This is a genomic window from Streptococcus sp. 959 (assembly GCF_013277075.1).
GTDB lineage: Bacteria > Bacillota > Bacilli > Lactobacillales > Streptococcaceae > Streptococcus > Streptococcus pseudopneumoniae_C.
On record NZ_VMMF01000009.1, the window covers coordinates 25,855 to 52,422 of the forward strand.

The 26,568-nt window shown below is 40.3% G+C and carries 29 protein-coding genes and 1 other annotated feature; of the genes, 4 read left to right on the plus strand and 25 right to left on the minus strand.

What is annotated here, in order from left to right; all coding sequences use genetic code 11:
- Window positions 1-34: 34 nt before the first annotated feature.
- The 21 genes from HT717_RS02835 to HT717_RS02935 form a co-directional block, all read right to left on the minus strand.
- A complete protein-coding gene (locus tag HT717_RS02835) occupies window positions 35-250 on the minus strand; it encodes a YozE family protein (protein ID WP_173304330.1) in 216 nt (71 codons plus the stop codon).
- A gap of 8 nt (window positions 251-258) precedes the next feature.
- Window positions 259-1,113, minus strand: a complete 855-nt coding sequence (gene cvfB / locus HT717_RS02840; RefSeq protein ID WP_143952199.1) for an RNA-binding virulence regulatory protein CvfB — start codon at window positions 1,111-1,113, stop codon at window positions 259-261.
- A 59-nt stretch (window positions 1,114-1,172) separates the two neighbouring features.
- Window positions 1,173-1,730: a ribosome recycling factor gene (frr, locus tag HT717_RS02845; RefSeq protein WP_001262225.1), complete on the minus strand. Its 558-nt coding sequence runs from the start codon at window positions 1,728-1,730 to the stop codon at window positions 1,173-1,175.
- Window positions 1,731-1,738: 8 nt separating this feature from the next.
- Window positions 1,739-2,476 (minus strand): UMP kinase, encoded by a 738-nt coding sequence (gene pyrH / locus HT717_RS02850; protein WP_000002996.1) that lies wholly within the window; start codon window positions 2,474-2,476, stop codon window positions 1,739-1,741.
- Between the two features lie 83 nt (window positions 2,477-2,559).
- Complete coding sequence (gene trmFO, locus HT717_RS02855; protein ID WP_173304332.1) at window positions 2,560-3,894, minus strand: methylenetetrahydrofolate--tRNA-(uracil(54)-C(5))-methyltransferase (FADH(2)-oxidizing) TrmFO; 1,335 nt, start codon at window positions 3,892-3,894, stop codon at window positions 2,560-2,562.
- Window positions 3,895-4,081: 187 nt separating this feature from the next.
- Window positions 4,082-4,960: a 16S rRNA (cytidine(1402)-2'-O)-methyltransferase gene (gene rsmI / locus HT717_RS02860; protein WP_173278241.1), complete on the minus strand. Its 879-nt coding sequence runs from the start codon at window positions 4,958-4,960 to the stop codon at window positions 4,082-4,084.
- A gap of 2 nt (window positions 4,961-4,962) precedes the next feature.
- On the minus strand, window positions 4,963-5,280 hold the full coding sequence (gene yabA, locus HT717_RS02865; protein ID WP_000358228.1) for a DNA replication initiation control protein YabA: 318 nt from the start codon (window positions 5,278-5,280) through the stop codon (window positions 4,963-4,965).
- A gap of 39 nt (window positions 5,281-5,319) precedes the next feature.
- Entirely contained in the window at window positions 5,320-6,210 is an 891-nt protein-coding gene (locus HT717_RS02870) for a DNA polymerase III subunit delta' (RefSeq protein WP_140833223.1), read from the minus strand.
- Window positions 6,207-6,845, minus strand: coding sequence for a dTMP kinase (tmk, locus tag HT717_RS02875; protein ID WP_140833221.1), 639 nt, complete (start codon window positions 6,843-6,845; stop codon window positions 6,207-6,209). The genes HT717_RS02870 and tmk overlap by 4 nt, the downstream gene beginning before the upstream one ends.
- Window positions 6,846-6,958: 113 nt before the next feature.
- Window positions 6,959-7,756, minus strand: coding sequence for a pyrroline-5-carboxylate reductase (gene proC, locus HT717_RS02880; RefSeq protein ID WP_140833219.1), 798 nt, complete (start codon window positions 7,754-7,756; stop codon window positions 6,959-6,961).
- A gap of 3 nt (window positions 7,757-7,759) precedes the next feature.
- The gene (locus HT717_RS02885) at window positions 7,760-9,022 is read right to left on the minus strand and encodes a glutamate-5-semialdehyde dehydrogenase (RefSeq protein WP_140833217.1); all 1,263 of its coding nucleotides are present in this window, start codon (window positions 9,020-9,022) and stop codon (window positions 7,760-7,762) included.
- 9 nt (window positions 9,023-9,031) lie between these two features.
- Window positions 9,032-10,141, minus strand: coding sequence for a glutamate 5-kinase (proB, locus tag HT717_RS02890; protein ID WP_240149499.1), 1,110 nt, complete (start codon window positions 10,139-10,141; stop codon window positions 9,032-9,034).
- A gap of 100 nt (window positions 10,142-10,241) precedes the next feature.
- Window positions 10,242-12,125, minus strand: coding sequence for a phosphorylcholine esterase CbpE (cbpE, locus tag HT717_RS02895; protein WP_049540048.1), 1,884 nt, complete (start codon window positions 12,123-12,125; stop codon window positions 10,242-10,244).
- A gap of 2 nt (window positions 12,126-12,127) precedes the next feature.
- Window positions 12,128-13,015, minus strand: coding sequence for an RluA family pseudouridine synthase (locus tag HT717_RS02900; RefSeq protein ID WP_061087810.1), 888 nt, complete (start codon window positions 13,013-13,015; stop codon window positions 12,128-12,130).
- Window positions 13,005-13,466 (minus strand): signal peptidase II, encoded by a 462-nt coding sequence (gene lspA, locus HT717_RS02905; protein ID WP_061087809.1) that lies wholly within the window; start codon window positions 13,464-13,466, stop codon window positions 13,005-13,007. The genes HT717_RS02900 and lspA overlap by 11 nt, the downstream gene beginning before the upstream one ends.
- Window positions 13,463-14,371, minus strand: coding sequence for a LysR family transcriptional regulator (locus HT717_RS02910; RefSeq protein WP_061087808.1), 909 nt, complete (start codon window positions 14,369-14,371; stop codon window positions 13,463-13,465). Before HT717_RS02910 ends, lspA begins: the two co-directional genes overlap by 4 nt.
- A 242-nt stretch (window positions 14,372-14,613) precedes the next feature.
- Window positions 14,614-15,024 (minus strand): DUF5301 domain-containing protein, encoded by a 411-nt coding sequence (locus HT717_RS02915; protein ID WP_049540064.1) that lies wholly within the window; start codon window positions 15,022-15,024, stop codon window positions 14,614-14,616.
- Between the two features lie 314 nt (window positions 15,025-15,338).
- Complete coding sequence (gene rpmA, locus HT717_RS02920; RefSeq protein ID WP_000916509.1) at window positions 15,339-15,632, minus strand: 50S ribosomal protein L27; 294 nt, start codon at window positions 15,630-15,632, stop codon at window positions 15,339-15,341.
- Between the two features lie 16 nt (window positions 15,633-15,648).
- Complete coding sequence (locus HT717_RS02925; RefSeq protein WP_000613699.1) at window positions 15,649-15,993, minus strand: ribosomal-processing cysteine protease Prp; 345 nt, start codon at window positions 15,991-15,993, stop codon at window positions 15,649-15,651.
- 15 nt (window positions 15,994-16,008) lie between these two features.
- A complete protein-coding gene (gene rplU, locus HT717_RS02930; protein ID WP_000109141.1) occupies window positions 16,009-16,323 on the minus strand; it encodes a 50S ribosomal protein L21 in 315 nt (104 codons plus the stop codon).
- Window positions 16,324-16,358: 35 nt separating this feature from the next.
- Window positions 16,359-16,478 (minus strand) — a sequence feature (ribosomal protein L21 leader region).
- Window positions 16,479-16,542: 64 nt separating this feature from the next.
- On the minus strand, window positions 16,543-17,241 hold the full coding sequence (locus tag HT717_RS02935; RefSeq protein ID WP_080982892.1) for a YoaK family protein: 699 nt from the start codon (window positions 17,239-17,241) through the stop codon (window positions 16,543-16,545).
- 141 nt (window positions 17,242-17,382) lie between these two features.
- On the opposite strand from HT717_RS02935, the gene HT717_RS02940 reads away from it, so the two are divergent.
- The 3 genes from HT717_RS02940 to HT717_RS02950 all read left to right on the plus strand — a co-directional run bounded on the left by HT717_RS02940 (window position 17,383) and on the right by HT717_RS02950 (window position 20,694).
- Window positions 17,383-18,360, plus strand: coding sequence for a Gfo/Idh/MocA family oxidoreductase (locus tag HT717_RS02940; RefSeq protein ID WP_049534506.1), 978 nt, complete (start codon window positions 17,383-17,385; stop codon window positions 18,358-18,360).
- Entirely contained in the window at window positions 18,357-19,439 is a 1,083-nt protein-coding gene (locus tag HT717_RS02945; RefSeq protein ID WP_049534505.1) for a DEAD/DEAH box helicase, read from the plus strand. Before HT717_RS02940 ends, HT717_RS02945 begins: the two co-directional genes overlap by 4 nt.
- A 679-nt stretch (window positions 19,440-20,118) precedes the next feature.
- On the plus strand, window positions 20,119-20,694 hold the full coding sequence (locus HT717_RS02950) for a hypothetical protein (RefSeq protein ID WP_000593530.1): 576 nt from the start codon (window positions 20,119-20,121) through the stop codon (window positions 20,692-20,694).
- Window positions 20,695-20,814: 120 nt separating this feature from the next.
- Here HT717_RS02950 and tuf read toward each other — a convergent pair whose 3' ends face one another.
- Both tuf and HT717_RS02960 read right to left on the minus strand, forming a co-directional pair.
- Complete coding sequence (gene tuf / locus HT717_RS02955) at window positions 20,815-22,011, minus strand: elongation factor Tu (protein ID WP_001040724.1); 1,197 nt, start codon at window positions 22,009-22,011, stop codon at window positions 20,815-20,817.
- Between the two features lie 205 nt (window positions 22,012-22,216).
- A complete protein-coding gene (locus HT717_RS02960; protein ID WP_173304336.1) occupies window positions 22,217-23,326 on the minus strand; it encodes an AI-2E family transporter in 1,110 nt (369 codons plus the stop codon).
- A 102-nt stretch (window positions 23,327-23,428) separates the two neighbouring features.
- Here HT717_RS02960 and pbp3 point away from each other — a divergent pair, with 102 nt between their 5' ends.
- Window positions 23,429-24,670 (plus strand): D-alanyl-D-alanine carboxypeptidase PBP3, encoded by a 1,242-nt coding sequence (pbp3, locus tag HT717_RS02965; RefSeq protein WP_173304338.1) that lies wholly within the window; start codon window positions 23,429-23,431, stop codon window positions 24,668-24,670.
- Between the two features lie 147 nt (window positions 24,671-24,817).
- On the opposite strand, the gene HT717_RS02970 is transcribed toward pbp3, so the two are convergent.
- Together HT717_RS02970 and HT717_RS02975 are read right to left on the minus strand one after the other, a co-directional pair.
- Window positions 24,818-25,672, minus strand: a complete 855-nt coding sequence (locus HT717_RS02970; protein WP_173304340.1) for an NAD(P)H-hydrate dehydratase — start codon at window positions 25,670-25,672, stop codon at window positions 24,818-24,820.
- A gap of 13 nt (window positions 25,673-25,685) precedes the next feature.
- Window positions 25,686-26,507 carry a phosphate ABC transporter ATPase gene (locus tag HT717_RS02975; RefSeq protein ID WP_173304342.1) on the minus strand — a complete coding sequence of 274 codons (822 nt, stop codon included), beginning with the start codon at window positions 26,505-26,507 and terminating at the stop codon, window positions 25,686-25,688.
- Between the last annotated feature and the right edge of the window lie 61 nt (window positions 26,508-26,568).

Here is a 26,568-nt window from a genome sequence, read left to right on the forward strand (position 1 = left end):
GGAGAAATTACTAGCCCAAACCCAGTGAATCATGCTAGTGTTCTAAGTATTCTTGCCAGATAGCGTCAAAGTCTCCTAGGTTAAAAGAGAAACTGGCATGTTCCTCTAAAAAGCGACTCACCTCATCAAAATCATCTGTGTGTTTTGGAAAGGCCGACTCTTCAAAAGCTAGGTCTGCCAAGACAGCTTTGGGACTGTTACTTTTAGGATTGCGCTCGGTCATGAGCCAAGTGTAAAATGATTTTCTCATAAATCTCCCTAAATCAACTCTGTCCCAAACTGGTCTTGCTTGATTTTGCCAGTCTTCATCAAGCCACCAAGAGCTTTTTTAAACTGACCTTTAGAAATACCAAAGGTTGCTTTGATGTCGTCTGGAGATGACTTATCATTTAAGGTCATGAAACCGCCATTGCTTTCCAAGTAGGTCAAAATCATCTGGGCATCATTTTCCAACATCTCAAAAGAACGTGGTTTAAGGGAAAGGTTCAAGGTACGGTCCACTTCACGGAAACCAATGACACGCGCATCTAAGACTTGCCCCAAACGTGGCTCTGCGTAGCGCTCGCTAGGATGGATAAAGCCAAGCATGTTATTCTCTGGCAGGTAAACAAAAGTTCCTGACAACTTGAGGCGGTAAACAATGGCTGGCCAGTTTTGGTTCTGCATATTGTTGTAAGCAGGACGAGCTAGACGTTGGAAGTCTTCTTGATAAGCCAAGAGGCCCCAGATACGGTCTTTCTTGTCCACTTCAAGACGGATGTAGAGTTGGTCTCCCTTCTTAGGCCAGAGTTCCTTGAGCTCAGGGAGGATATCGAGTGACACAACGATTTCCTTGTCAGGTAGGCCTGTATCGACAAAGACTCCCAAGTCCTTGCGTACTTCTGTTACAGTTCCCCAACCAAATTGGTCCTGAGTGGCAGTTACTTCTATGGTTGTCAGGCGCAGTTTTTGCTTCATATCCGTGTAGGCAAAACCTTTGACCGTGTCTCCTACCGTATGCTGACCTTCTTCCTTGGCAAGAGCATAGGTCTGGCCATCCTTTTGCACAAAGTAAAAACGGTCATTTTCATCGATGATGAGTCCAACGATAAAACTTGCAAGATTTGTATTCATATTTCCTTCTTTCGAATAAAACTCAGCCAGCAATGCCAACTGAGTTTTTCTGTTTATTTTTAGACTTCCAAAAGTTCCTTCTCTTTGTTGGCAGTCATGTCGTCGATGTGTTTAACAGCATCGTCTGTTACTTTTTGAATATCTTTTTCAAGAGTCTTCAATTCGTCTTCAGTGATTTCTTTTGCTTTTTCTTGTTTTTTAGCTTCATCCATAGCGTCACGACGGATATTGCGGACAGCCACTTTAGCATTTTCGCCGACCTTCTTCACTTCTTTAGCAAGATCACGACGAGTTTCTTCTGTTAGAGCTGGGATAACCAAGCGAATCACAGAACCGTCATTAGCTGGTGTGATACCAAGATCAGAAGCGTTCAAGGCACGTTCGATGTCTTTCAATGAAGACTTGTCAAATGGTGTTACCAACAAAACACGCGCTTCTGGAATCGTAATTGAAGCGATTTGGTTAAGAGGAGTTTCAACTCCATAGTATTCTACATGTACACGGTCAAGCAAGCTTGCATTGGCACGACCAGCACGGATACCACCAAATTCACGAGCCAGTGATTGGTGAGACTGGGTCATTCTCTCTTTAGCTTTTTCAATAATTGCGTTAGCCATAATCTATCTTATTCCTTTTCTTCGATATTATTTGAAACTGTTGTTCCGATATTTTCACCAAATACGACACGTTTGATGTTGCCTGGTTGATTCATATTGAAGACAACCAAGTCAATGTCGTTGTCCATTGAGAGGGTTGAAGCTGTTGAGTCCATGATACGAAGACCTTTATTGATAACGTCACGGTGGGTCAATTCTTCAAACTTAACAGCTGTCTTGTCTTTCTTAGGATCGGCATTGTAAACACCATCGACACCATTTTTAGCCATGAGGATGGCATCCGCTTCGATTTCAGCTGCACGAAGGGCTGCTGTTGTATCAGTTGAGAAGTAAGGTGAACCAATTCCGGCACCAAAGATAACGATACGGCCTTTTTCAAGGTGACGAAGGGCACGTCCACGTACGTAAGGCTCTGCCACTTGTTGCATTGCAATGGCTGTTTGCACACGTGTATCAACCCCAACTTGTTGCAATGAATCTGCCATCACAAGAGCATTCATAACAGTCCCAAGCATTCCTGTGTAATCTGCCTGAACGCGGTCCATACCTGCTTCAGCAGCAGGTTCTCCACGCCAGAGATTTCCTCCACCAATAACAAGGGCAATTTCGATACCTAAGCTATGAACTTCTTGAATCTCTTTTGCGATTGTTTGAACTGTTTGGATATCAATCCCTACGCCACGTTCACCGGCAAGGGCTTCACCTGATAACTTAATTAAAATACGTTTATACTTGGGATTCGCCATTTTCACTCTCCTTTTTTTATCCTACCTATTTTATCACAATTTCTAAGATTTTTATAGTATCATGAGCAATTCTTTCAAAAAAATTAGACAGTTAAAAATTCCTCTAAATCGCTGAGGGCACGCTCTGCAATTTTTTCATAACGAGCCTTCTTATCACGGATACGCTCGCCTTCCAACTCCTTGATAATTCCGAAATTGACATTCATTGGTTGGAAATGTTTGCTATCTGCATGAGTGATGTAATGAGCTAAGCTTCCGATAGCCGTCGTCTCTGGGAAAATAGCCTCACTTTCTCCCTTGAAAAGACGAGCCGCGTTAATTCCCGCAACTAATCCTGACGCTGCTGACTCTACATAGCCTTCCACACCAGTCATCTGACCAGCAAAGAAGAGATTTGGTTGTTTCTTAGAACGATAGGTCTGTTCAAGAAGATTTGGTGAATCCATATAAGAATTGCGGTGCATAACACCATAACGAACAAACTCAGCATTTTCAAGACCTGGAATCATTTGGAAGACACGCTTTTGTTCTCCCCATTTAAGGTGGGTCTGGAAACCGACGATATTATAGAGACTACCAGCTGCATTGTCCTGACGAAGCTGAACCACTGCATAAGGTGTTTTGAATTCTCCATCACGAGGGCCTGTATAATCGTCTGGATACTCAAGGCCGACTGGTTTCATAGGGCCATAAAGCATAGTTTTAATGCCACGTTTGGCCATGACTTCGATTGGCATGCATCCTTCAAAATACTTTTCTTTTTCAAAGGAATTGAGCGGTGCTTCTTCCGCATTGACCAAAGCTTCATGGAAATCCATAAACTCTTGCTTGGTCATAGGCGAGTTGAGATAAGCGGCTTCTCCCTTATCATAACGTGATTTGAGATAGACCTTGCTCATATCGATGGTATTGACGTCGATAATAGGCGCTGCCGCATCGTAGAAATAGAAACCATCGCCATCATTAAGGGCATGAATCTTTTCAGCCAGGGCATCACTAGTCAAGGGACCAGTAGCCACAACTGTGATAACATCTGTTGGTAATTCTGTAATTTCATCACGAACCACTTCAATCAAGGGGTGGTTGGTCACTTTTTCAGTCACCATCTGTGAGAAACCATCACGGTCCACCGCAAGCGCACCACCTGCAGGAACCCGTGTAGCCTCAGCAGATTCCAAAATAACAGAACCCAAGCGACGCATTTCTTCCTTGAGAAGCCCGACAGCATTTGTAAGAGCATCCCCACGAAGGGAATTAGAACAAACTAACTCAGCAAAATTGTCTGTTTTATGTTGAGGTGTTGACTTGACACCACGCATTTCATAAAGTTTAACTGGAATACCACGCTCTGCGATTTGGTAGGCTGCTTCAGAACCTGCCAAACCAGCACCGATAACATTGATATAAGATTGAGACACGACACTAATACCTCTTTGGGAGTTGAAGACAAGTTTCACATTGAAAAAGCCAATCGGACTTTCCTCGCTCTCGAGTTTTCTGGCTCAGGCTGAAAAAGTCCCCCCGGACTTTTTCACTCCCACAAATCTTTCTATTTTTTTCTTCTACTAGTATAACAAAAAAAGGGAAGAAGGCAAACTTCCCTGTTTAGTCATTTTCTTGTTTTTCTTCCCAGTCATGGTAGGCAGCGTAAAGCTGGCTTTTATTCCACTGGTAAAACTTAGCTACTTCCTTAATGGCTTGATTTTTCTTCATACCTTGCTGTATGCGGGCTTGGATTTCTAAGAACAAGTCTTCCTCGTCTTTTTCCTCCACATCCTGACTGGCACCTTCCACGATGAGAAGGCATTCACCCTTGAGAGGCGTTTCAGCGATACTTTCCAGCAATTCAGAGATTTTTCCTCGTTGGTATTCTTCGTAAATCTTTGTCAATTCTCTTACCAAGACTACCGAGCGGTCACCATAGACTTCTAGCATATTTTCTAGCGTATCTGCCACACGATGAGGCGATTCATAGAAAATTTGAGTTTCTGGATAGTCTTTTTTCAAGTCGAAAAATTGCTTTTGCTGGCCTGATTTTCTGGGTAAGAAGCCGTAAAATATGTGTGGCTGTGGCGCTAAACCACTGGCAATCAAGGCAGAAATTCCTGCAGAGGCACCTGGAACAGTGATAACTGCGATTTCTTCCTCAATCGCAGCCTTGACCAAGTCATGCCCAGGGTCTGAGATACTAGGCAGACCCGCATCGGAGACCTGAGCAATACTTTGCCCTGCTTTCAGGAAATCAATCAAATCAGGAATCTTTTCCTTGGCATTGTGCTCATGAAAACTAATCTGTTTGGTAGAAATGTCAAAATGCTTGAGCAAAAGCCCTGTATTGCGCGTGTCCTCAGCAGCAATCCAGTCCACTTCTGTCAAGGTCTGGATAGCTCGAAAGGTCATATCGTCTAGATTGCCAATCGGCGTTGCCACTAGATACAGCTTGCCATAGGGAGACTGCCCCTTAAAACTTTTTTGAATCTGCATGCCTACTCCCTGTATAACAACTCGTCACAGAACATACATTCCTCGTCCTGCTCTCGACGTTGTCCATAAAAATCATTACAAACGTGAAATCCATCACGGTAAATGCGACGGACACTTTCGCGAACATGTTTGGCCTTGACGGGAGCATCTGCTTCCACCTCACCCAAGCGTTCGCGCAACTTACTATTTTCCAAGCGAAGAGCTGTATTTTCCTCTACCAGGCTCTTGAGATTTTTCTTGATGGCTTCCACATCGGCCAAGGTTACCAACAACTGTTGGGAAAAATCATCCAGCGCGTCAAATAATTCTTTTTTGTCCATAAAACAGCCCTTTCCTTTCTTTATCCTTCATTTTTGAGTTTATATTTCTTTTAAGACCAGATATTCCATGGCATTTTGAAAGCTGACATTAGCCTGCCACATTTTTCTAGCTTCTAACAAATCTTGTAGAATCACCCGAACTCTTGCTTGCAGGATATCTTGCCCACAGAAAACTTCAAGAATCCGTAAAACCTGATCTTGTTTTTCCTTGTCATCTGCCAAGCTAGCTAATTTAGCAGCCTGCAAATAACTTTCTTTTTTCTTAGCTACTAACCAAGTCGTCAGGCGTTCACTTTCATCAACCAAGGTCCAAAAACTTGCCTGATTTGCCAACTTTTCTGCTTCAGCTCGCGATTGAGCAAACTGAGCTAAAAAAGTTGCTTTTTTCTTAACCAGTCCCATTTGTTCTAAAAGCAAGATAAGTTTTTCTTCTTGCTTTTTAAAGTGGAAAATCTGGGTCCGACTTCGTATTGTCGGTAAAATCTTTTCTTCGTCGCTGGTCAGGAAAAAAATGTAAACCTCACTCTGGGGTTCTTCGATGACCTTGAGCAGAGAATTAGCTGCGTTGGGATGCATTTTCTCAGCTTGTTCAATGATAAAGACCTGTTGCTGACTTTCAATCCCTGCTTGAGAAAACTGCCCCACCAATTCTCGAATCCGTTCTGTCTTAATGACCTGATTGACTGGCTTAATCAAGGTGACATCGGGAAATTCTCCCTGTTCAATCAGCTTACAATTTCGGCATTTCTCACACGGTAAAACGCCTACCTTATCCGTACAAAAGAGGCTCTTAGCCAAGAACTGCGCCATTTCCAAGCTTCCAAAGAAACCTGAAAAGAGGTAGGCATGATTGAGCTGGTCTTGTTCTAGGATACGGACAAAGCGGTCAAACTGATCTGGCTGCCAATCCTTTAGTTGATCTTGTTTCATTTAGATAATCCCATTCTGTCAAATAAGACATCCTTGGTCGTTTCCACAACCTCATCCAATGGGAGACTGGCATCAATCTTGACAATGCGATTTCTTTCTTTGTCCAGAAGAGAAAGGTAGCCTTGACGGACTTTTTTATGCAAGTCCAACCCTTCCAAGTCCAAACGATTGACCTCGCGGTCACTATTAGCAGCAATACGAGCCAGCCCTTCTTCCACCTCGATGTCAAAATAGAGTGTCAAATCAGGTTTAAGGCCATCTGTCGCAAACTGATTGAGCCAATCAATGGCGTCAATATCCAAACCACGACCAAATCCCTGATATGCAAGAGAACTATCAATAAAGCGGTCTATAATGACCAACTTACCAGCTTCAAGTGCTGGAAGAACTTTTTCCACCAAGTGCTGTCTGCGACTGGCGATATAGAGTAAAAGCTCTGTTTTAGCATCCATCTGAGTATGACTTGGGTCCAAAATTACTTGACGAATCTTCTCCCCAATCAAGACTCCGCCAGGTTCACGGGTCGTCAGCACCCCTACCCCTTTTTCCTCTAAAATTGGTAACAGTGCCTCTAAAACACTGGTCTTTCCTGCTCCCTCTGGTCCCTCAAGAGAGACTAAAAATCCTTTTGACATGTCTAACTCATTTCTTTTTTACTACTTCTATTCTATCAAAAAAATAGGGGTTTGTGACAATCTTTTTGTCTTCTCATTTCAACCACCATAAAAGAGGCAGTCAAAGCCACCTCTTATTTACCCAGTTTTTTAGTTCGTTTGTAGGCTTTTTTGACTGCCTCCATAACGGTTCCTCTAAAGGCATGTGCTTCTAAGCTTGCTACACCAGCGATAGTCGAACCGCCTGGGCTGCATACTTGGTCTTTCAAAACTCCAGGATGTTGCTGGCTTTCTAAGACCAATTGCCCAGCTCCTACCACAGTTTGAGCTGCCATTTTCAATGCTGTTTCTCGTGGCAATCCAGTCTGAACACCTGCATCTGCCAAGGCCTCGATAAAAAGATAGACAAAGGCTGGTCCACAACCTGCAAGACCTGTCGCTGCGTCGATTAAACCTTCTCCTAGTTCAACCAAGAGACCAGCCTTAGTTAAAAGCTGACAAAATAGCTCACTGTCCTCAGCCCTGCAATTAGAAGACAAGGCATAACTAATGACTCCTTGACCGATAGAAGCAGGGGTATTTGGCATCATACGAATAATTCGGTGTTGACTTGGAAGAAGACTAGCCAGTTTTTCCAAGGTCAATCCAGCTGCCATCGAAATCAAAAGAAGACTTTCTCTTTTTTCAAGAATGGTCTGATATTGAGAAAGCAGTTCAGAAAACTGAGCAGGCTTCACTCCTAGAAAAATCACATCTGCTTCTGCAAAAATCTCTTCATTGCTGGAAGCCTGACCACCAAAGTTGGCGATGAAAGCATCAACCTTGGCTTGACTACGATTGGCAAGAAGAATGTCATCACACGTCTTGGCCTGCAAAACAGCCTTAGCCAAGCTAGCTCCCATATTCCCCAAACCGATAAATCCAATCTTCATCTCTTACTCCCTTATCTGTCCGTCACCAGTAACCACATACTTGTAGCTGGTCAATTCCTTCAAGCCCATGGGACCACGCGCATGCAATTTCTGAGTAGAAATCCCCATTTCACATCCCAGACCAAATTGACCTCCATCGGTGAAACGCGTTGAAGCATTGACATAAACTGCTGCCGAGTCCACTTGGTCTGTAAAGTAAGCAGCAGCACCAGAATTTTCAGTCACAATCGCATCCGAATGATGGGTGCTGTGTGCTTCAATATGCTCAACCGCTTCTTCTAAACTGCTAACGACCTTAACCGCTAGGATATAGTCTAAAAACTCGGTGTCAAAGTCTTGGATCTCTGCTGCTTGTCCAGAAATATATCGACTAGCTTTTTCATCTAAACGAAATTGAATCGGTTCAAGTCCAGCTTCTTTTCGATCGACAACTAGCACTTGCTCCAAACGAGGAAGGAAGCTTGCTGCCTTATCTTCATGAACAAGCAGAACCTCCATGGCATTACAAACAGAAGGACGACTGGTTTTAGCATTGTTGATGATAGACAGAGCCTTGTCTTCGTCTGCATCCTTATCCACATAAACATGGACAATACCAGTCCCTGTCTCAATAACAGGCACAATAGCATTCTCAACCACTGCATTAATCAAGCCAGCTCCTCCGCGAGGGATGAGAAGGTCTAGATAACCCTTTGCCTTCATCATGGCATAGCTACTTTCTCGACTGGTATCTTCCACTAGTTGAATCACATCTGGGTGAATAGTAGTCGTTTCCAAGCCCTTCTTCAAGGCTGTGACAATAGCATGGGCTGTTTGATAGGCGTCCTTACCACTACGAAGAACAACCGCATTTCCACTCTTGAGAGCCAAAGCAGCCGCATCAGACGTCACATTTGGACGGCTTTCATAGATAATACCAATAACGCCCATAGCTACACGCTTCTTTGTGATAACCAAACCATTTTCAAGATGATTGGTTTCTAAAACTTCACCGATTGGATCTGGTAAGGCAACCACTTCACGAATTCCAGTTGCCATCGCTTCTATACGACCTGCATCCAAATAAAGACGATCCAGCATCACATCTGAGATTTTACCCTTGGCCGCTGCCATATCGAGAGCATTGGCCGCTAAAATCTCCTCAGTAGCAGCCACTAAGTAATCAGCCATGTCTAGCAGGGCTTGGTTTTTCACGACTTCACTAGCTGTGTTGATCGATTTTTTAACAGCCTGTACCTGTTCAAATTGTTCTTGTGTACTTACCATAGTTTACCTCTAAAATTCTGTAAAGAGTAGTTGGATTTCAGGAGTAATGGAAATCCAGTCATCACGGTGAATCAAGACACCCTTGGCTTTTTGAGAACGCAACATATCCTCCAAAGCAGATGCCCCAAATTGCACGCGCCCTTTTCCAAGTGATTTTCCACTTTCCTTGTCAAATACTGTCACGATATCACCGTAAGAAAAGGCTCCTTCTGCTTCAACAATACCAGATAAGAGAAGACTCTTTCCATGTTGAGAGAGAGCTTCAGCAGCCCCTTTATCAACCCAAATAGAACCTTGACTCTGAGCATAGAAAGCCAGCCATTGTTTCTGGGTACGAAGTCCCTTCTCTTGCGCAACAAAGTAAGAACCATCTTTGCTCTCCTCAGCCGCCTCAATCATGGCATCTACCTTCAAGGATGAGCAGATATAAACAGGAACTCCTGATTCTGTCGCAATAGTTGCAGCCTTGATTTTTGTTAGCATGCCCCCAGTTCCATTTGACGAGCCAGCTCCACCAGCCATATCAATAATCTCACGATTGATGGTCTCGATTTTCTCCAAGCGTTTGGCTGTTGGATCTGAATTAGGATTTCCAGTATAGAGACCGTCCACATCTGTCAAGAGAACCAAAAGGTCTGCTTGGACCATGGCCGCTACCTGGGCACTAAGAGTGTCATTGTCACCCACCTTGAGCTCATCAATGACGACACTATCATTCTCGTTGATGATAGGAATCGCCCCACGGCTAAGTAGAACTGACAAAGCCTGATGGGCATTTTTATAACGGCGCTTATCCACAAAGTCATCCTGGGTCAGCAAAATTTGTGCAGAAACGATTTGGCGCAAGAGAAGATTGGTCGTGTATTCTTCCAACAAAAGCCCTTGCCCTACCGCTGCTGAAGCCTGCTTATCAGCAATCTTAGTCGGACGCTTTTTAAATCCTAAGGCTCCAAAACCAGCCGCAATGGCACCTGATGACACCAAAATCAATTCATGACCAGCCTCGTGCAACATAGCCAACTGCTGGGTAATAGCCTTTACCTTACTACGTGATAAACTTCCATCCTCATTCGTCAGAGAAGAAGTCCCCACCTTAAAGACAATCCGTTTGTATTTCATAGTCTCACTCCGATTCTTCATATTTATCCATTATAACATGAATAACAGGAAATAGAAAAGAGTTGATAGGAAAAAGAAGGCCCTAAAACCTTCTTTTTTACTACTGTTCTGATTCCGATTTGTTTGCACTCGTTTCAGAGCTTTGCGAAATTACTGAAGTCAAATCTTGACTAGTTGAAGAACTTGTAACATCTTCATGTTGACTCGTTTCTCTATTTTCAAGATCTTTTTTCACTACTTCACTGGATTCTTTTATTTCTGAGTTACTTGTATCTCTAGTTGTAGCAGATTTCTCAACCGGAACATCCACTAACCAGGCACCACTTGAATCAACAGTATAACCTTCTGGCGTCTTGCCGTTCACAAGTAATTGACCATTTTCTTTCAAGAAGTACCATTTATCCTTGTCCTTGATCCAACCCACGGCTCGTGAACCATCTTCCTTGTAGAAATACCAATCGTTTGCCTTTTTAAGCCAGCCTTGCTTCATAGCTCCTGAATCTTCTAGATAGTAATGATGACCAGCAACTTCTATCTCGCCTGTCTTCATGATACCAGTAGAATCCATATAGTACCAGGTTTCTTTATCTTTTACCCAACCCGTTTTCATTTCCCCTGATTGAGCAAAATAATACCATTGACCCTTATATTGAAGCCAATCTGTCTTCATAGAGCCATCGTTTGATAGATAATAGGTCTGTCCTCCAGTACTAAGCCAACCAATCTCCATCTGATTTTCTTTGTTGAAATAATACCAGATTCCATCGATTTTCTTCCAATTTTTAGCAGAAGCACCAGAGTCTGTCAAATAGAACCAATGATTGTTCCATTTTTTCCATTGATTATATAACAGGATTCCCCTCTGATTAAAATAGTACCATTCACCTTCGATTTCATTCCAACCAACAGCGTACTCTCCTGTAGAATCAGGTGCTTGATACCACCAATTCCCATATGCACTCTTATGCCAACCAGCTTGAAAACTTGGAATCGGCTTGTAGGATGTTGAAATGTTTACTAAACCGTCTTGTCGAATATCAAAAACTGTTGCATCATAGTTTTTGCTAGCTGCGTTGATTCTCTCAATTCCACGTTCTTTAAGCCAATTGACATACTCATTATCAACACCATTTTTCCAAGGTAGACTATCCGAAGTTTGAACAATCAAACTCGGACTCAAATTTCTGATGAAATCCTTGGTATTTGATTTGTTGGTATCATGGTGATGATTAAACTTCATCAAATCAACTTTTCCAATGAGAGGACCATACTTGTCTTCTGCTCCATGAACATTATCTAAGTCGCCCCCAAGGTAAATTTTCTTGCCATTGACTTTCACTACACTAATCAGAGAATTGGAATTGTCATCCCAAATTTTCTTTAATTCACCTGATGAATCTGTTTCATTTTCATAATTATAGAGCTGAATATCCATGTCCCCAAACTGAAAATGAGCATCTCCCTGTGTGATGTTTTGAATAACTGAAACACCTTTTTCGGCGGCAGTCTGTAAAACCTTATCATAACCGTACAGATTATCCCATAAACGTTCAGAATTAGTAATACGATTATCACTATATTTTTTAAGATAGACTCGGTCAACTGGATAGGTAGACAGTAATTCATCAACATTTCCAATATGGTCACTGTGAGTATGGGTTACCAAAATAAAATCAAGTTTTTGAACACCCAATTCCTTCAAACGACGAAAGATACGGTCTGTTAGAACATGCTTATAAGATGTTTCAATTCCTTCTCTCCATGGATAACTAGAATCACTACCATCTGGAAAATCATAATCTTCTCCTGTATCAATCATGGCAAAATGTCCATTGCTTTCAAGAATAATCGCATCACTGCCACCTTCTTGAACATTGATAAAGTGAATTTTATTTCCTGAACTTTCTTGAGCTTGAACATTTCCATACCATGACAAACCTAAAAAAGCGCCTGCAAGTACTAAACTAGTTAATTTCTTTTTCATTCTTACTTTCTCAATCTCTCCAAGGTTTCCTTAAAAATCTCTGGGATATCTGCTGTAAATTCCAAGCTCTCACCTGTTCTCGGATGGGTAAATCCTAGAGTCTTGGCATGAAGAAATTGTCCATGTCCTTTCAGAGTCTTACGTGGACCATAGACTTCATCACCAGCAACTGGATGGCCAATATAAGACATGTGAACACGGATTTGGTGAGTACGTCCTGTTTCCAGCTGCAACTCCACTAAGCTGTAATCACCAAAGCGTTCCAAGACGTGGAAACGAGTCACTGCAGGCTTCCCTTTAGCAGTCACAGCCTGTTTTTTACGGTCTTTTTCACTCCGGCCAATCGGTGCTTCAATTACACCACGATCATTAGGCAGATTTCCATGAACAATCGCCCAATATTTTCGGAGAGACTTTTTATCCTTAAGTTCTTGAGCAAGTGCTAGATGCGCATCGTCATTTTTAGCAATCATAAGAAGACCTGACGTATCCTTATCAATACGGTGAACAATTCCTGGACGTAGAACCCCATTGATACCCGACAAATCCTTGATATGATACATAAGAGCATTTACTAGAGTTCCATTAGTATGACCAGCACTCGGATGCACCACCATCCCCTGAGGTTTGTTGACAACAGCCACATCCTCATCTTGGTAGACTATTTCTAGCGGAATATCCTCAGCCACATACTCTAATACCTCTGGTTCTGGCACATGGTAAGTGACGACATCACCCTCTTGAACTGTGTATTTAGCTTTCTTGACTTGGCCATTGACCAAGACCTGGCCTGATTTAATTTGTTCATTCGCGAGACTACGTGATAATTCTGTCAAATCCGACAAAGCCTTATCCAAACGCAGGCCACCAGTTTCAATTTTAATTTCCATTTATTTCCTCTTTTAGCATTGCAATCAATAAAATAATCACTCCAACAGTCAGATAGCTATCTGCCACATTGAAAATTGCAAAATTGATAAAGTCAAGGTGAAACATATCCACAACAAAACCCTGACTGATCCTGTCAATAAAGTTTCCAAGACCACCTGCAATTATCAAGGTCAAGCCCAAGACCATCCAGAGTGAGTCCTCCATGTGTTTATGTAGATACCAAATGGCACCTACCATAACGACCAGTGTAATGACAGCAAATAACCACTGCTGGTCTTGTAAGATAGAAAAGGCTGCCCCTCGATTTTGCAGGTAGGTCAAGCTAACGAGATTGGGAATCCAAGAACGTACTTCACCCAGTGGAATCTGCCAGACGATATAGGATTTAACTAACTGATCAAGCCCAATCAAAAGCAGTACAATGACTGCCACTATTCCTCTTTTTTTCATGATTTCCTCTTTTGATTAAAATATTCTTGCATGACTTCTACAAAGAGAGTCCCAGCTTGACTGAGCTCCACTTCCTCACGTTTAACATAGACCATGCGATTATCCAAATTATCCTTGAGACGAATAACTGTGATGCCATTAACACTGTCACTATCTAAAAATCCAGAACCTGTAGCATAGGCGTCCGTCCGCTCCAAAATACCATTCAAGGTAGCACGGTCTGTCACATTGAACATCTGCGAGCTAGCGCTAGTATCAACAAAGTTCTCTGAATAATAAAGGTACTCGTCTTTCTCTTGAGTGAAACGAACCGTTGGTAGATCCGCTAAATCCTCCATGACCAATTCCTCTTTCTGGGCTAAAGGATGCCCCTCACGGAGATAAATATGGGTATGGAAGGGAATTAGTTCAATAACCTCTAGGCCTAACTTTTCAACACGTTGCATAATCCCCTTTTTATTTTGATTGTTGAGGTAGATAATCCCAATCTCACTATGCCCTTGCGCTACTTCATCTAAGATTTGAACAGTAGTTGATTCAAAAATGCGGAAGTTCTTGTAGTCAGGATAGCTCTCTGAAAAAGCCGTAATAGTTGGTGGCAAGAAGTCATAGTGCTGGCTAGCAATGGAAAATTCATCTTTTTCTTCCTCAGGATTAGCATACTGATTTTGAAAAATATCAAATCCCTTGACCAATTCTTGCGCTTTTTCATAAAATTCCATACCGCGACGAGTCAAGAAAGTCCCTGAGCTGGTCCGACGGAAAATCTTAAAGCCCAATTCTTTTTCCAAATCACGAACAGAAATAGACAGACTCGGCTGACTTACATACATCTTTTCAGCAGCTTCACGGAAAGTACCACTATTGGCAATAGCAACAACATAGCGTAATTGTTGAATGTTCATCTTCTACCCCCAACTTCTTTATCTTTTCATTATACCATATTTTTGAAGTTTTCTAAAAAGGAAAAAAGTCAGGAAACTTTCAAACCTAAACGAATATGCTAACATCCCAATCCAAGAATTAGAATGATGTCTTTTTTCAGTCCTTATCTGATTTCAAGCAAATAAAAACAGCAAATCCTTTTGATTTACCGTTTATAGTATGATGCAAGAAAAGACTCTAAAATTTTCTTTTTCCCTATAAATCAACTAGAAAAAAACTCTTTAATCCTATTGGCTATATCTGGATTTACTTCCCAAATACCAGCATAAGGTTGCTCAATATACTGTCTTTTCTTCTTAGTATATAGATAGACTACACTATCCTTTTCTTCATTCTGATGATAAAACTTGATAATGATGTAATCTTTAACATTTGTCGGTTGATCATTTAAACTCTCAAAAGTTGTAGATTTTGACTGTTTCTGTATCTCCTCAATCAATTTTGAGATTTCTTCTCTCTTGGTTATAGTTTTAACATCTTCAGAGATTTTTTCCTGTAGGGAAATTACAGAGATTGTTTCAGGTTCAGGAAGAATAAGTTTTTTCTTACTGACACAAGCTGATAGAACAAGAAAAGAGATTGAACAGACTATTATAGTGATAATTTTTTTCATACTAGTCCACATCCTTTCCATATCCCTTCTTTCCTACCCGAATACAATTATAATATCAAACCGTAGCCATTTTTACAATATCTTATTCCCTCATAAACTTTATTACTGTAAAAGTTTTACATTCCACTATTTTATGATTGTATCTAAAAGATAAAGTAGCCGATAAGTTCGCTTCTTACATAGGATTTTAGAATATGGGTATCAAAACAAAAAAATAGGCTCTCCGAAAACTCGGAAAGCCTTAGTTTATGCTACTTCTAGCTTCCTCGCCTTTACATTTCAAGGCTCGGGATAAAAAGGTTCACTGGACCTTTTTATTTAGCGATTGGGTAAACAGAAACTTGTTTTTTATCGCGTCCTTTACGTTCAAAGCGTACTACGCCTTCAACTTTAGCGAACAAAGTATCGTCTCCACCACGTCCAACGTTTACACCTGGGTAGATGTGTGTACCACGTTGACGGTAAAGGATTGATCCACCTGTTACAGTTTGTCCGTCAGCTGCTTTAGCTCCAAGACGTTTCGCTTGTGAATCACGTCCGTTTGATGTAGAACCTCCACCTTTTTTGTGGGCGAAAAGTTGCAAGTTGTTAAGAGTCATTTTTAACATAATGTTTTCCTCCGTGTTAGTTTTCTGTGATAACTCTGGTTTGGACGAACTCAGAAGAGTTCTCCGATAAGTTTGCCATACCTAAGAAAAATGATTCAAAAAATAACTGGGTCATTTCTCTCTGGTGTGAAGGAAGATCTTTTGGAATTTCAACCATCAGATAGCCACCTTCATCTTCGTTTAATTCTAGGATTGGTTCATAGCCTGCAAATTTTTCAATGGAATTGATAAAGTTAATGGCAAGCGTAGAAACCGATGCACACACGACATCTAAGCCGTATTCGCCACTCTCGGCGTGTCCAGTAATTTCCGCACTCCTCAGCTCGCCATCTTCGGCTCTCTCAAAGACTGCTTGTATCATGTGTTCTCCTTAAAATTAAGCGTTGATTGCGTTGATGACAACTTTTGTATATGGTTGACGGTGACCTTGTTTACGGTGGCTACCTTTTTTAGGTTTGTACTTGTAAGTAACAACTTTCTTTTGTTTTCCTTGTTTTTCAACAGTTCCAACTACAGTAGCTCCAGCAACAAGTGGAGTTCCGACAACAGTGTTTTCACCACCAACAAGAACAACTTCGTTAAAAGTAACTTCTTGACCAGCTTCAACGTTCAATTTTTCAACGTAAACTGCTTGACCAACTTCAACTTTAACTTGTTTTCCGCCAGTTTTGATAATTGCGTATGTGCTCATTATGCACCTCCTATGATTTTTATGGGTTTCCCCGAATTTTTGTGAAGACTCGCCTAGCATCGTGGGACGAACCACTTAAAAGAAGAACTCTATGTAGAACAAAGTTTAAATTTGTTATACTACGAGCAACGATGTTCGTGCGGTTGCACAGGAACGTGCATAGTCAACTCTTCAAGTATAGCATATCTCCTATTTTCTTACAAGTAATAACACCTAAAATCAAGCTTTTTCTTTTATTTTTTTCTGCCACGAGGCAAAAAGCATGCTGAGGTAAAAAATGCTCATCATAATAGGAATACCAAGAATAGTCTTTTCATTATAGAAAATCGTCAAATAGGCTGAAAAGACAACGCCAAGTACAAAACTACTAAGCAGGCTTACAAAGATAATCCCTTCACGTAAAAATGGTGTGTGCTTGGTCCTAAAATAATCCCCAAAAGCCAACATGGTCCGTTTGATGTTCCCCGTCATAAAAGCATTATTATAAGCAATACCCGATACTTCTCCAAAAGCGGTTGTCACCAGTCCCATACAGAAGGCCAAGGGCGGCACTAGATGGATATTATCTACAGTTTGGGGCACAAAACCAATAATGATTGATAAGATTGCCAAAGGAATCAGTGACAGAATTGGCTTTTTCACAATTCTCAATTTTTCCTTATAAACAGTTAATAAAAAGACCCCCATCATAAAAGCTAGCAAAGTGAGAACCTTGTCCCTAACATCTGAAACATTATTTTGAATTAATTCTACTGAAAGAAAGACTACATTCCCAGTTTGTCCAGCTACAAGAGTATTCCCTCGCACAATAAAAGTATAGGCGTCTACATATCCTGCACAAAAAGTCAAAAAAAGCGCTAGCCTCTTAGACTGACGTGATATTTTTCTTATAGGTAATAATCTCATTTTCCCTCCCATTTCATTTACTCATCTCATTATTGTACCACTTTCTTTGGAAAAGGCCTAGTAGCTTATTTGAAATTTTTCACCCTCTGTTGGATAGTCCCGTCTATCTATGTTATAATGAAAGAAGGATTTGAAATCGGAAAAGGAGTATTTATGCTAAAATTAGGTGTCATCGGAACAGGCGCTATCAGCCATCACTTCATAGAAGCAGCCCATACCAGTGGAGAATACCAGTTGGTCGCAGTCTATTCTAGAAAACTAGAAACTGCAGCAACCTTTGCTTCTCGCTATCAGGATATCCAACTCTTTGATCAATTAGAAGACTTCTTCAAGAGCTCCTTTGATGTGGTCTATATTGCTAGTCCAAACTCCTTGCATTTTGCTCAGGCAAAAACTGCATTATCTGCAGGTAAACACGTCATTCTTGAAAAGCCAGCTGTCGCTCAGCCACAAGAATGGCTGGATTTGATTCAAACAGCTAAGAAAAATCACTGTTTTATCTTCGAAGCAGCTCGGAACTACCATGAAAAAGCTTTTACTACTATCAAAAACTTTTTAGCAGACAAACAAATTTTGGGAGCAGATTTCAACTATGCCAAGTATTCTTCCAAAATGCCAGATTTGTTAGCTGGACTGACACCAAATGTTTTTTCAGATCGTTTTGCTGGTGGAGCGCTTATGGATTTGGGGATTTATCCTCTCTACGCTGCCGTTCGTCTCTTTGGAAAAGCTGAGAACGCCACCTATCAGGCTCAACAGCTTGACAATAGCATTGACCTAAATGGAGACGGCATCCTCTTCTACCCTGATTTTCAAGTCCATATCAAGGCTGGGAAAAACATCACTTCCAATCTTCCTTGCGAGATTTATACGACAGATGGAACCCTGACGCTCAACACAATTGAGCATGTTCGTTCGGCTATTTTTACCGACCATCAAGGAAATCAAGTCCAACTCCCTATCCAACAGGCTCCTCATACGATGACTGATGAAGTCGCTGCATTTGCACACATGCTCCATCAGCCAGATCTGAATCTCTACCAAACTTGGCTGGAAGATGCAAGTTCAGTTCATGAGCTACTATATACCATGCGCCAGACTGCTGGCATTAGATTTGAGGAAGAAAAATGAAAACCAAACTACCGACTGAATGGCAAGAACTGAGCAACCAACTCGGTTTCCAGGAATTCACCCCCATTCAAACTCAACTATTTGAACCACTTCTTGCAGGAGAAAATCTTCTAGGAGTAAGCCCAACAGGAACTGGCAAAACCCTAGCTTACCTCCTACCAAGTCTTCTCAGACTACAAAAGAAAAAAGCCCAACAACTCTTGATTCTAGCACCTAATACAGAACTGGCTGGACAGATTTTTGATGTATGTAAAACGTGGGCTGAAGCCATCGGCTTAACTGCCCAACTCTTCTTATCAGGTTCAAGTCAGAAACGCCAGATTGAACGCCTCAAAAAAGGACCAGAAATTCTTATTGGAACTCCTGGTCGTATCTTTGAACTAATTAAATTGAAAAAAATCAAGATGATGAATGTGGAAACCATCATCCTGGATGAATTCGACCAATTGCTAGATGATTCTCAGATACACTTTGTCGAGAAAATCACTCACTACGCACCTCGCGATCACCAACTGGTCTACATGAGTGCGACAACCAAGTTTGACCAAGAAAAGATTGTTCCTAACACACGTACCATTGATCTTTCTGACCAAAAATTGGACAACATCCAACATTTCTACATGCAAGTGGAGCAACGCCATCGTGTGGATATGCTACGAAAACTGTCTCATGTAGAGGATTTCCGAGGTCTTGTCTTCTTTAACAGCCTATCAGACCTTGGAAGCGCAGAAGAAAAATTACAATATCGTGATATCTTGGCTGTTTCCCTCGCTAGTGATGTCAATGTCAAATTTAGAAAAGTCATCTTAGAAAAGTTTAAAGATAAGCAACTAACCCTACTCCTTGCAACAGACCTTTTGGCTCGTGGAATTGATATCGATAGTCTAGAATGCGTCGTAAACTTTGATGTTCCTAGAGATATTGAAACTTACACTCACCGTGCTGGCCGTACAGGTCGCATGGGTAAAGAAGGCTATGTTATCACTCTCGTCACTCATCCTGAAGAAATCAAAAAACTTAAGAAGTTTGCAAGTGTACGAGAAATTGTCCTAAAAAATCAAGAACTCTATGTAAAATAAATCCCTCATTGAGGCTGGGCAAAAAGTCTTTAAAATCAAAAACGCATAATATCATGTGTGCAAAAAACTTGATATTATGCATTTTATTGTGAGAAGATTTACTTCATTTTCTCCTAAAATTGAGTTTTTATCTAGCTTCTTTTTTTGTAAAACTACATAATATTTGTAGTAAAAAGTGAACTGCATCCCAAAAATCAGACAGAAAAAATCTAAGTTTTGGGATGCAGTTTATTTTTCCATTGCTCTTATTTGAACGAGAGATTTTTATTTTGTAAAATATGAGGTGTTTCATATCAGCATTTTAAAACTATAGAAAAACTCTCCAACTATTCTATTATACCATATAAATTAATAAATAAATAGACTTGTTTTTTTATTTTTTTGACGTATACTAATAATAGAAAGCGCTTTAAATTAAATAAAAGGAGGTTTTATGAGGAAAGTAAATAAGGACATTTTATTCTTAACTGGAATCATAGTTTTATGTTTTGGTTTTTTATTATTTCACATCAACCCCTATTATGGCGGACCCGATGATACACTGAAAGAAACGATAAATTTATTCTTTTGGCAACTATATTGGAGACCTATAGGAACTCTCAGTATCGTTTTGGGTTGCATTATGACTTTCAAAGGATTGAAAAAATAATCTTTTGATCATGACGAAAGGAAATATTTTATGATTAAACTGAAAATATTGTTTTTCGCTGTTCTATCAAGTCTAGTATTCTTAGTCTCAACATCTACGGTTTTTGCTGATGTCTATCCTGGTACAAATTATGAAATTGTATCTAATCATGTTGTAAAAGATATCAACACAGGAGAGCTATTGTCATTTTATACGACTGAACTTAGGGATACCTATTTGGAGTCTAAATCTATGTATCAGACTCGTTCTAATGCAACTGGTGTTGCAGACTATAGAACTAGCTACTCTTACTCTTACAAGAGCAGTGCCACATCAGGAGCTCGAAGTTCAACTGCCTATGGTGGAAAAGCTGGAGCTACCCTAACTATAAGTGCAGGTGTTGGCTTTTCTGCTCCTGAGTCTGGATTTGGACTTAGTTTAAATCACTCAGTCTCCCATAACGTACCACCCTACACTTATGGTTATATTAGACTAAAAGCATCTTACACAGTAAATGTTCGTAAATTAGAAGTTAGATACTTAGGCACCAACAAATGGGTTCCTGCTGGTCAAACCTCTACTATATCGAATGTTAGCGTTTGGAGCGAACTAGTCACTTGGAAATAACTTATTAGATAGATCTGGACTTTACCAGGTCTATCTTTTTACTTTAAAAAAAGAACCTTGCATAGCAAGATTCTTTTAATGTCTGACTTAAATAATTGTTCTTCTGGGAACTAAATCGAATTAAGCTTCGATTTCTGTAACCATACCTGAACCAACAGTACGTCCACCCTCACGGATAGAGAATGTAGTACCTTGTTCTACGGCGATTGGGTGGATCAACTCAACGTCGATTGTCACATTATCACCAGGCATTACCATTTCAGTACCTGCTGGAAGTTCGATTGAACCTGTAACGTCAGTAGTACGGAAGTAGAATTGTGGACGGTAGTTGTTGAAGAATGGAGTGTGACGTCCACCTTCTTCTTTAGTAAGGATGTAAACTTCACCTTTGAATTTAGTGTGTGGGTTGATTGAACCTGGTTTAGCAATAACTTGTCCACGTTCGATTTCATCACGTTGAACACCACGAAGAAGGACACCTACGTTATCTCCGGCAAGACCTTCGTCAAGTTGTTTACGGAACATTTCAACACCAGTAACAACTGCTTTTTGAGTTTCTTCTTTGATACCAACGATTTCGATTTCGTCGTTGACTTTAACGATACCACGGTCGATACGTCCTGAAGCAACTGTACCACGTCCAGTGATTGAGAATACGTCTTCGACTGGAAGAAGCAATGGTTTGTCAGTGTCACGTTCTGGTTCTGGGATGTACTCATCAACTGTGTTCATCAATTCCATAACGATGTCTTCGTATTTAGAGTCACCTTCAAGGGCTTTAAGAGCTGAACCTTGGATAACTGGAAGATCGTCACCTGGGAAGTCGTATTCTGACAATAGGTCACGGATTTCCATTTCAACCAATTCAAGCAATTCTTCGTCGTCAACCAAGTCAACTTTGTTCATGAAGACGATAAGGTGTTTAACACCAACCTGACGTGAAAGAAGGATGTGCTCACGAGTTTGTGGCATTGGTCCGTCAGTTGAAGCTACTACAAGGATAGCTCCGTCCATTTGAGCGGCACCAGTGATCATGTTTTTAACGTAGTCCGCGTGTCCTGGAGCGTCGATGTGAGCGTAGTGACGTTTTTCAGTTTCGTACTCAACGTGCGCAGTGTTGATAGTGATACCGCGTTCGCGTTCTTCTGGAGCAGCATCGATAGACGCATAGTCTTTAGGTTGGTTAACTGATGAAGGCAAGCGACGTGCCAAAACAGTTGTGATAGCTGCAGTTAGGGTAGTTTTACCGTGGTCAACGTGTCCGATAGTACCAATGTTAACGTGTGGTTTACTACGATCGTATTTTTCTTTTGCCATTTGAGTAAAAGCCTCCAATAAAATATATTTTATAGATAGACAGTAGGCAATACAGTCTAACTTTCCTTACTATTTTATCAAATTTCAGCTAAATTGCAAGTGTTTTACAAAGTTTTTGTGAATTATTCTTAATCGGCCAATATAAATGGCACTTCTACTCCTATAATTTACCTAAAGAAAAAAAAAATCAGGAATTTCCTGACTTTTACTTAGCTAATTCTCTTTCTCGTTCTTTCATTGTTTTATGATTTTCATACAAACGTGATAAGAACTTAGAAATTTCTTTTAAGATAGAATATGTTGGTACTGCTACAATCATACCAATGACGCCATAGATATTACTTGATAACAAAAGTAATACTAAAATCGTAATTGGATGAACCTTCATCACTCCTCCAACGATTCGAGGGTAAAGGATGTTCCCATCCACTTGCTGAATAATCAGCATGTAAACAACTGCAATTAGCATTCTATGAGGATCCGTAAAGACATTGGCAATAATCATCGGAATCAAGCCAATACTTGGTCCCACATAAGGAATGAGATTGGTCAATCCTGAAAAGATGGCAAAGACCAAAGCGTATTTCAAACCAATCACGCTATATCCGATAAAGGCCAAACAACCGATAATAATGGCATCAATTGCGACTCCACTGATATAGCGAGCAATTGTCGCATTCAAATTCTTTAAAAGACCTGCAATATGCAACTTATCTCTCTTTAAAACAGTGCGCTCAAGCATCGGTAAAAATTTGTTACCATCTAACAAAAAATAAACCAAAAACACGGGGGTCATAATAATAATCAAAACGGTACTAAAGAGAGCTGATATAACACTTCCGACACTATTTGTAACACTATTTAGGATATTTTGTAGAATATCTACATAGGACAGATTTAATTGTTGAATCGTCGCTTGAATATCCAAATTTTGAAAGGCTGGATAAGTAGATAAATCCACAATCAAATCTTGTAAACGACTATAGATAGTCTGGCTAGTCGCAATCAAGCTGGTCAATTGATTGACCAAAATCGGTAACAGATAGACTACCCCAATGACAAGACCCCAAACCAAGGCACACAAGGTTAGTAGAATACCAATGATACGATTAATTTTGAAATATTTTTGTAAAAAATTTACAATAGGATTGGTCAAATAATATAAAAAACCACCTAGAAGAAAAGGAATCATGATGGTGTTTGCGACACTTACAAAAGGCGTGATAATAGCCCCCATCTCTCTCCATAAATAAAAAATGATTGTTAATAATAAAATCTCACTGGTCCAAAAAAATAATTTATTCTTACGAAACATGAGCTACCTCCATTCATCTATTTTACCATACTTTCAAAAAAGCTTCTTTCTTCTATCATGAAACTGGGAATATTTTTTTCTTTATGTTAGAATAAACTTACTATGAAAAAAATCATTTTAACTCTCTTAAGTCTATCCGTAATTTGGGCAGCATCTACTGTTGCTGCCCAAGATTTTAATATTGCTGCTAAACATGCGATTGCTGTTGAGGCCAATACTGGTAAAATTCTATATGAAAAAGATGCAACGCAACCTGTCGAAATTGCTTCTATAACAAAACTACTTACCGTTTACCTGGTCTATGAAGCACTCAAAAATGGAAGTATCACACTATCCACCCCAGTAGATATTTCTGATTATCCTTATCAATTGACGACAAATTCAGAAGCCAGTAATGTTCCTATGGAGGCCCGTAATTATACTGTCGAAGAGTTACTTGAAGCAACTCTGGTATCTAGTGCCAACAGCGCCGCTATTGCCCTAGCTGAGAAAATTGCTGGCTCAGAAAAAAACTTCGTTGATATGATGCGAGCAAAACTCTTGGAATGGGGAATCAAAGATGCCACTGTTGTCAATACAACTGGTCTGAACAACGAAACTCTCGGAGATAATATTTACCCAGGGTCTAATAAAGATGATGAAAATAAGCTCAGTGCTTATGATGTTGCTATCGTTGCTCGTAACCTCATCAAAAAATACCCACAAGTCTTAGAAATTACCAAAAAACCTTCTTCTACTTTTGCTGGAATGACAATCACTTCTACCAACTACATGTTAGAAGGCATGCCTGCTTATCGAGGTGGTTTTGATGGCCTTAAAACAGGAACAACAGACAAAGCTGGAGAATCTTTTGTTGGTACTACTGTCGAAAAAGGCATGAGGGTTATCACAGTTGTTTTAAATGCAGATCATCAAGACAATAATCCCTACGCTCGCTTTACAGCTACATCTTCCCTAATGGATTATATTTCTTCTACATTCACACTTCGTAAAATCGTGCAAAAAGGCGATGCCTATCAAGATAGCAAAATCTCCGTACAAGATGGAAAAGAAGATACGGTCACTGCAGTGGCCCCAGAGGATATCTATCTAATTGAACGTGTTGGGGATCAATCTTCCCAATCTATTCAATTCACACCTGATTCTAAAGCAATCCTCGCACCACTTGAAGCTGGAACAGTAGTTGGCCATTTGACTTACGAAGACAAGGATTTGATTGGTCAAGGTTACATTACCACAGAACGTCCTAGTTTCGAAATGGTAGCAGAAAAGAAAGTTGAAAAAGCCTTCTTCTTAAAAGTTTGGTGGAATCAGTTTATCCGATTTATCAACGAGAAATTATAAAACATACTGAGCAAAAGATTGCTCCAAAATAGAAACAGACCAAAAAGGCTTTAAAGTCAAAAACGCATAGTATCAGGTATTAAAAAAACTTGATATTATGCGTTTTATTGTGGTAATATTTACTTCGTTTTCTCCTAAAATTGAATTTTATCCCAGTCTTTTTTGAGATATTTTATTCATTACTTTAGGAAGACAATTACTAATTTCCGTTGGCAAGACCACATAATGTTCTTGAGCTAGTTCTTGAGCAATAGCTGAATGGAGATGGGTCGCTACTGTCACACGTTCGTAGAGACTGGCCTGTCGGAATTGGCCTACAAATCCTGCGATTATCCCAGCCAGAGTATCTCCCATTCCCCCAGTCGCCTGATAGGGACCGCCAACCTGTAACTGGTAATAATCAGATTGGCCAACCTGCCAAATACGAGTAGCTGGACCTTTCTCTACCAAAATTGTTCCTTGAGGGAAGGAAGTCAGGGCACTAGATGTTGTATCTTCGTTTTGCCTTTTAATCGTAATTCCAGACAGCTTTTCCCATTCTTTTTGGTGGGGAGTTAGGATAAGCTGGTTAGACGGAAATGACAAACTTGTTCTAGCAAGGATGGTCAAGGCACCTCCGTCTACAATCAAAATCTGATTTTGTCTTAAGCCATTAAAGACCTGTTTAACTAGATCTTCTCCAAAAGCATCATCTCGTAAACCAGACCCCAGCAAGATAACCTCTGCCTTCTCCAATTGCTCTTTTAACAATCGCTGGTCTTGAAGAGCAAAGGCCATAGCCTCAGGTAAATGGCTGTGCAGAGCTGGAATATTTTCCCTATCTGTTCCAACAGTTACCAATCCTGCACCGCTTTTTACAGCTCCCAAAGCAGCCATGATGATGGCACCACCATAAGGATAAGTCCCACCCAGCAACAGCAGACGACCGTAGTCTCCTTTATGACTGGTACGAGAACGTTCAATAATGACTTTTTCTAATAATGCTTGCTCAATCACTCTCATCGTTTTTCCTCAACTATCCTTTACCTGATCGTTTTAAAACAATCCGATATACTTTTTTAACCCACTCCTCCAAACCTTCTCCAGCATAGTCAAGATAATGCACCCTATCTTGTATTTTAGTTGGAATAATATTTTCAAATTGGCTCTTATTATGAGTTGGAATAACACAAATATACAACTCACTAAATAAATTCAACATGTCCTTAATTTTTGCAACATGGTAGCCATCAAACATATAACCTGGTGCTTGAATTAATTCTTCATACAGAAAATGAAAACTAACGCCAGGAATGAACTTTTCTTGCAATTCCTCCTCAGACGGTGCCCGTCCTAATAAACGCTCCATCGCTAATCGATAACCAGAACTTGTATTTGACCACCCTAACATGACATAGTCAAAATAATCTATCGGATCCGATGCAGCATTTCGACTATCCAAAACCAACTCCTCAGCATCTCGCCCAAAGGCTTTCACAGCAGATAAGAGCTGACCTGTTTTAAAGATAGAAATCGCTACATTTATAGTCGTAGTATGACTACAGTAGTCTGAAGTCACTAACCTCTTATGTAGATCATAAGTCGAGGCTACTATTTTATCTGTAGGGGTAAATGGTGGCAGAAAGGGATGCTGAAAGATGTAATCTAAAATTTCTTTTTTTAAACAAGAATCAGCACACTCAATAGTTGTTTGACGTTTATGAAGTTTTTCGTAAGCTATAAATTTAGCAATTTTTTCTAATTCCCACTCTTGAATATTTGGATAATCAATTAGTGCTAAGTAGTATATTCCATCCCATTGTAAACTATATTCCCCATTATAAATTTTTAAAATCATCTAATCACCTCACTCCATTATACAACAAAAAGGAGGCGCATACCTCCTTTTATAAACTTAT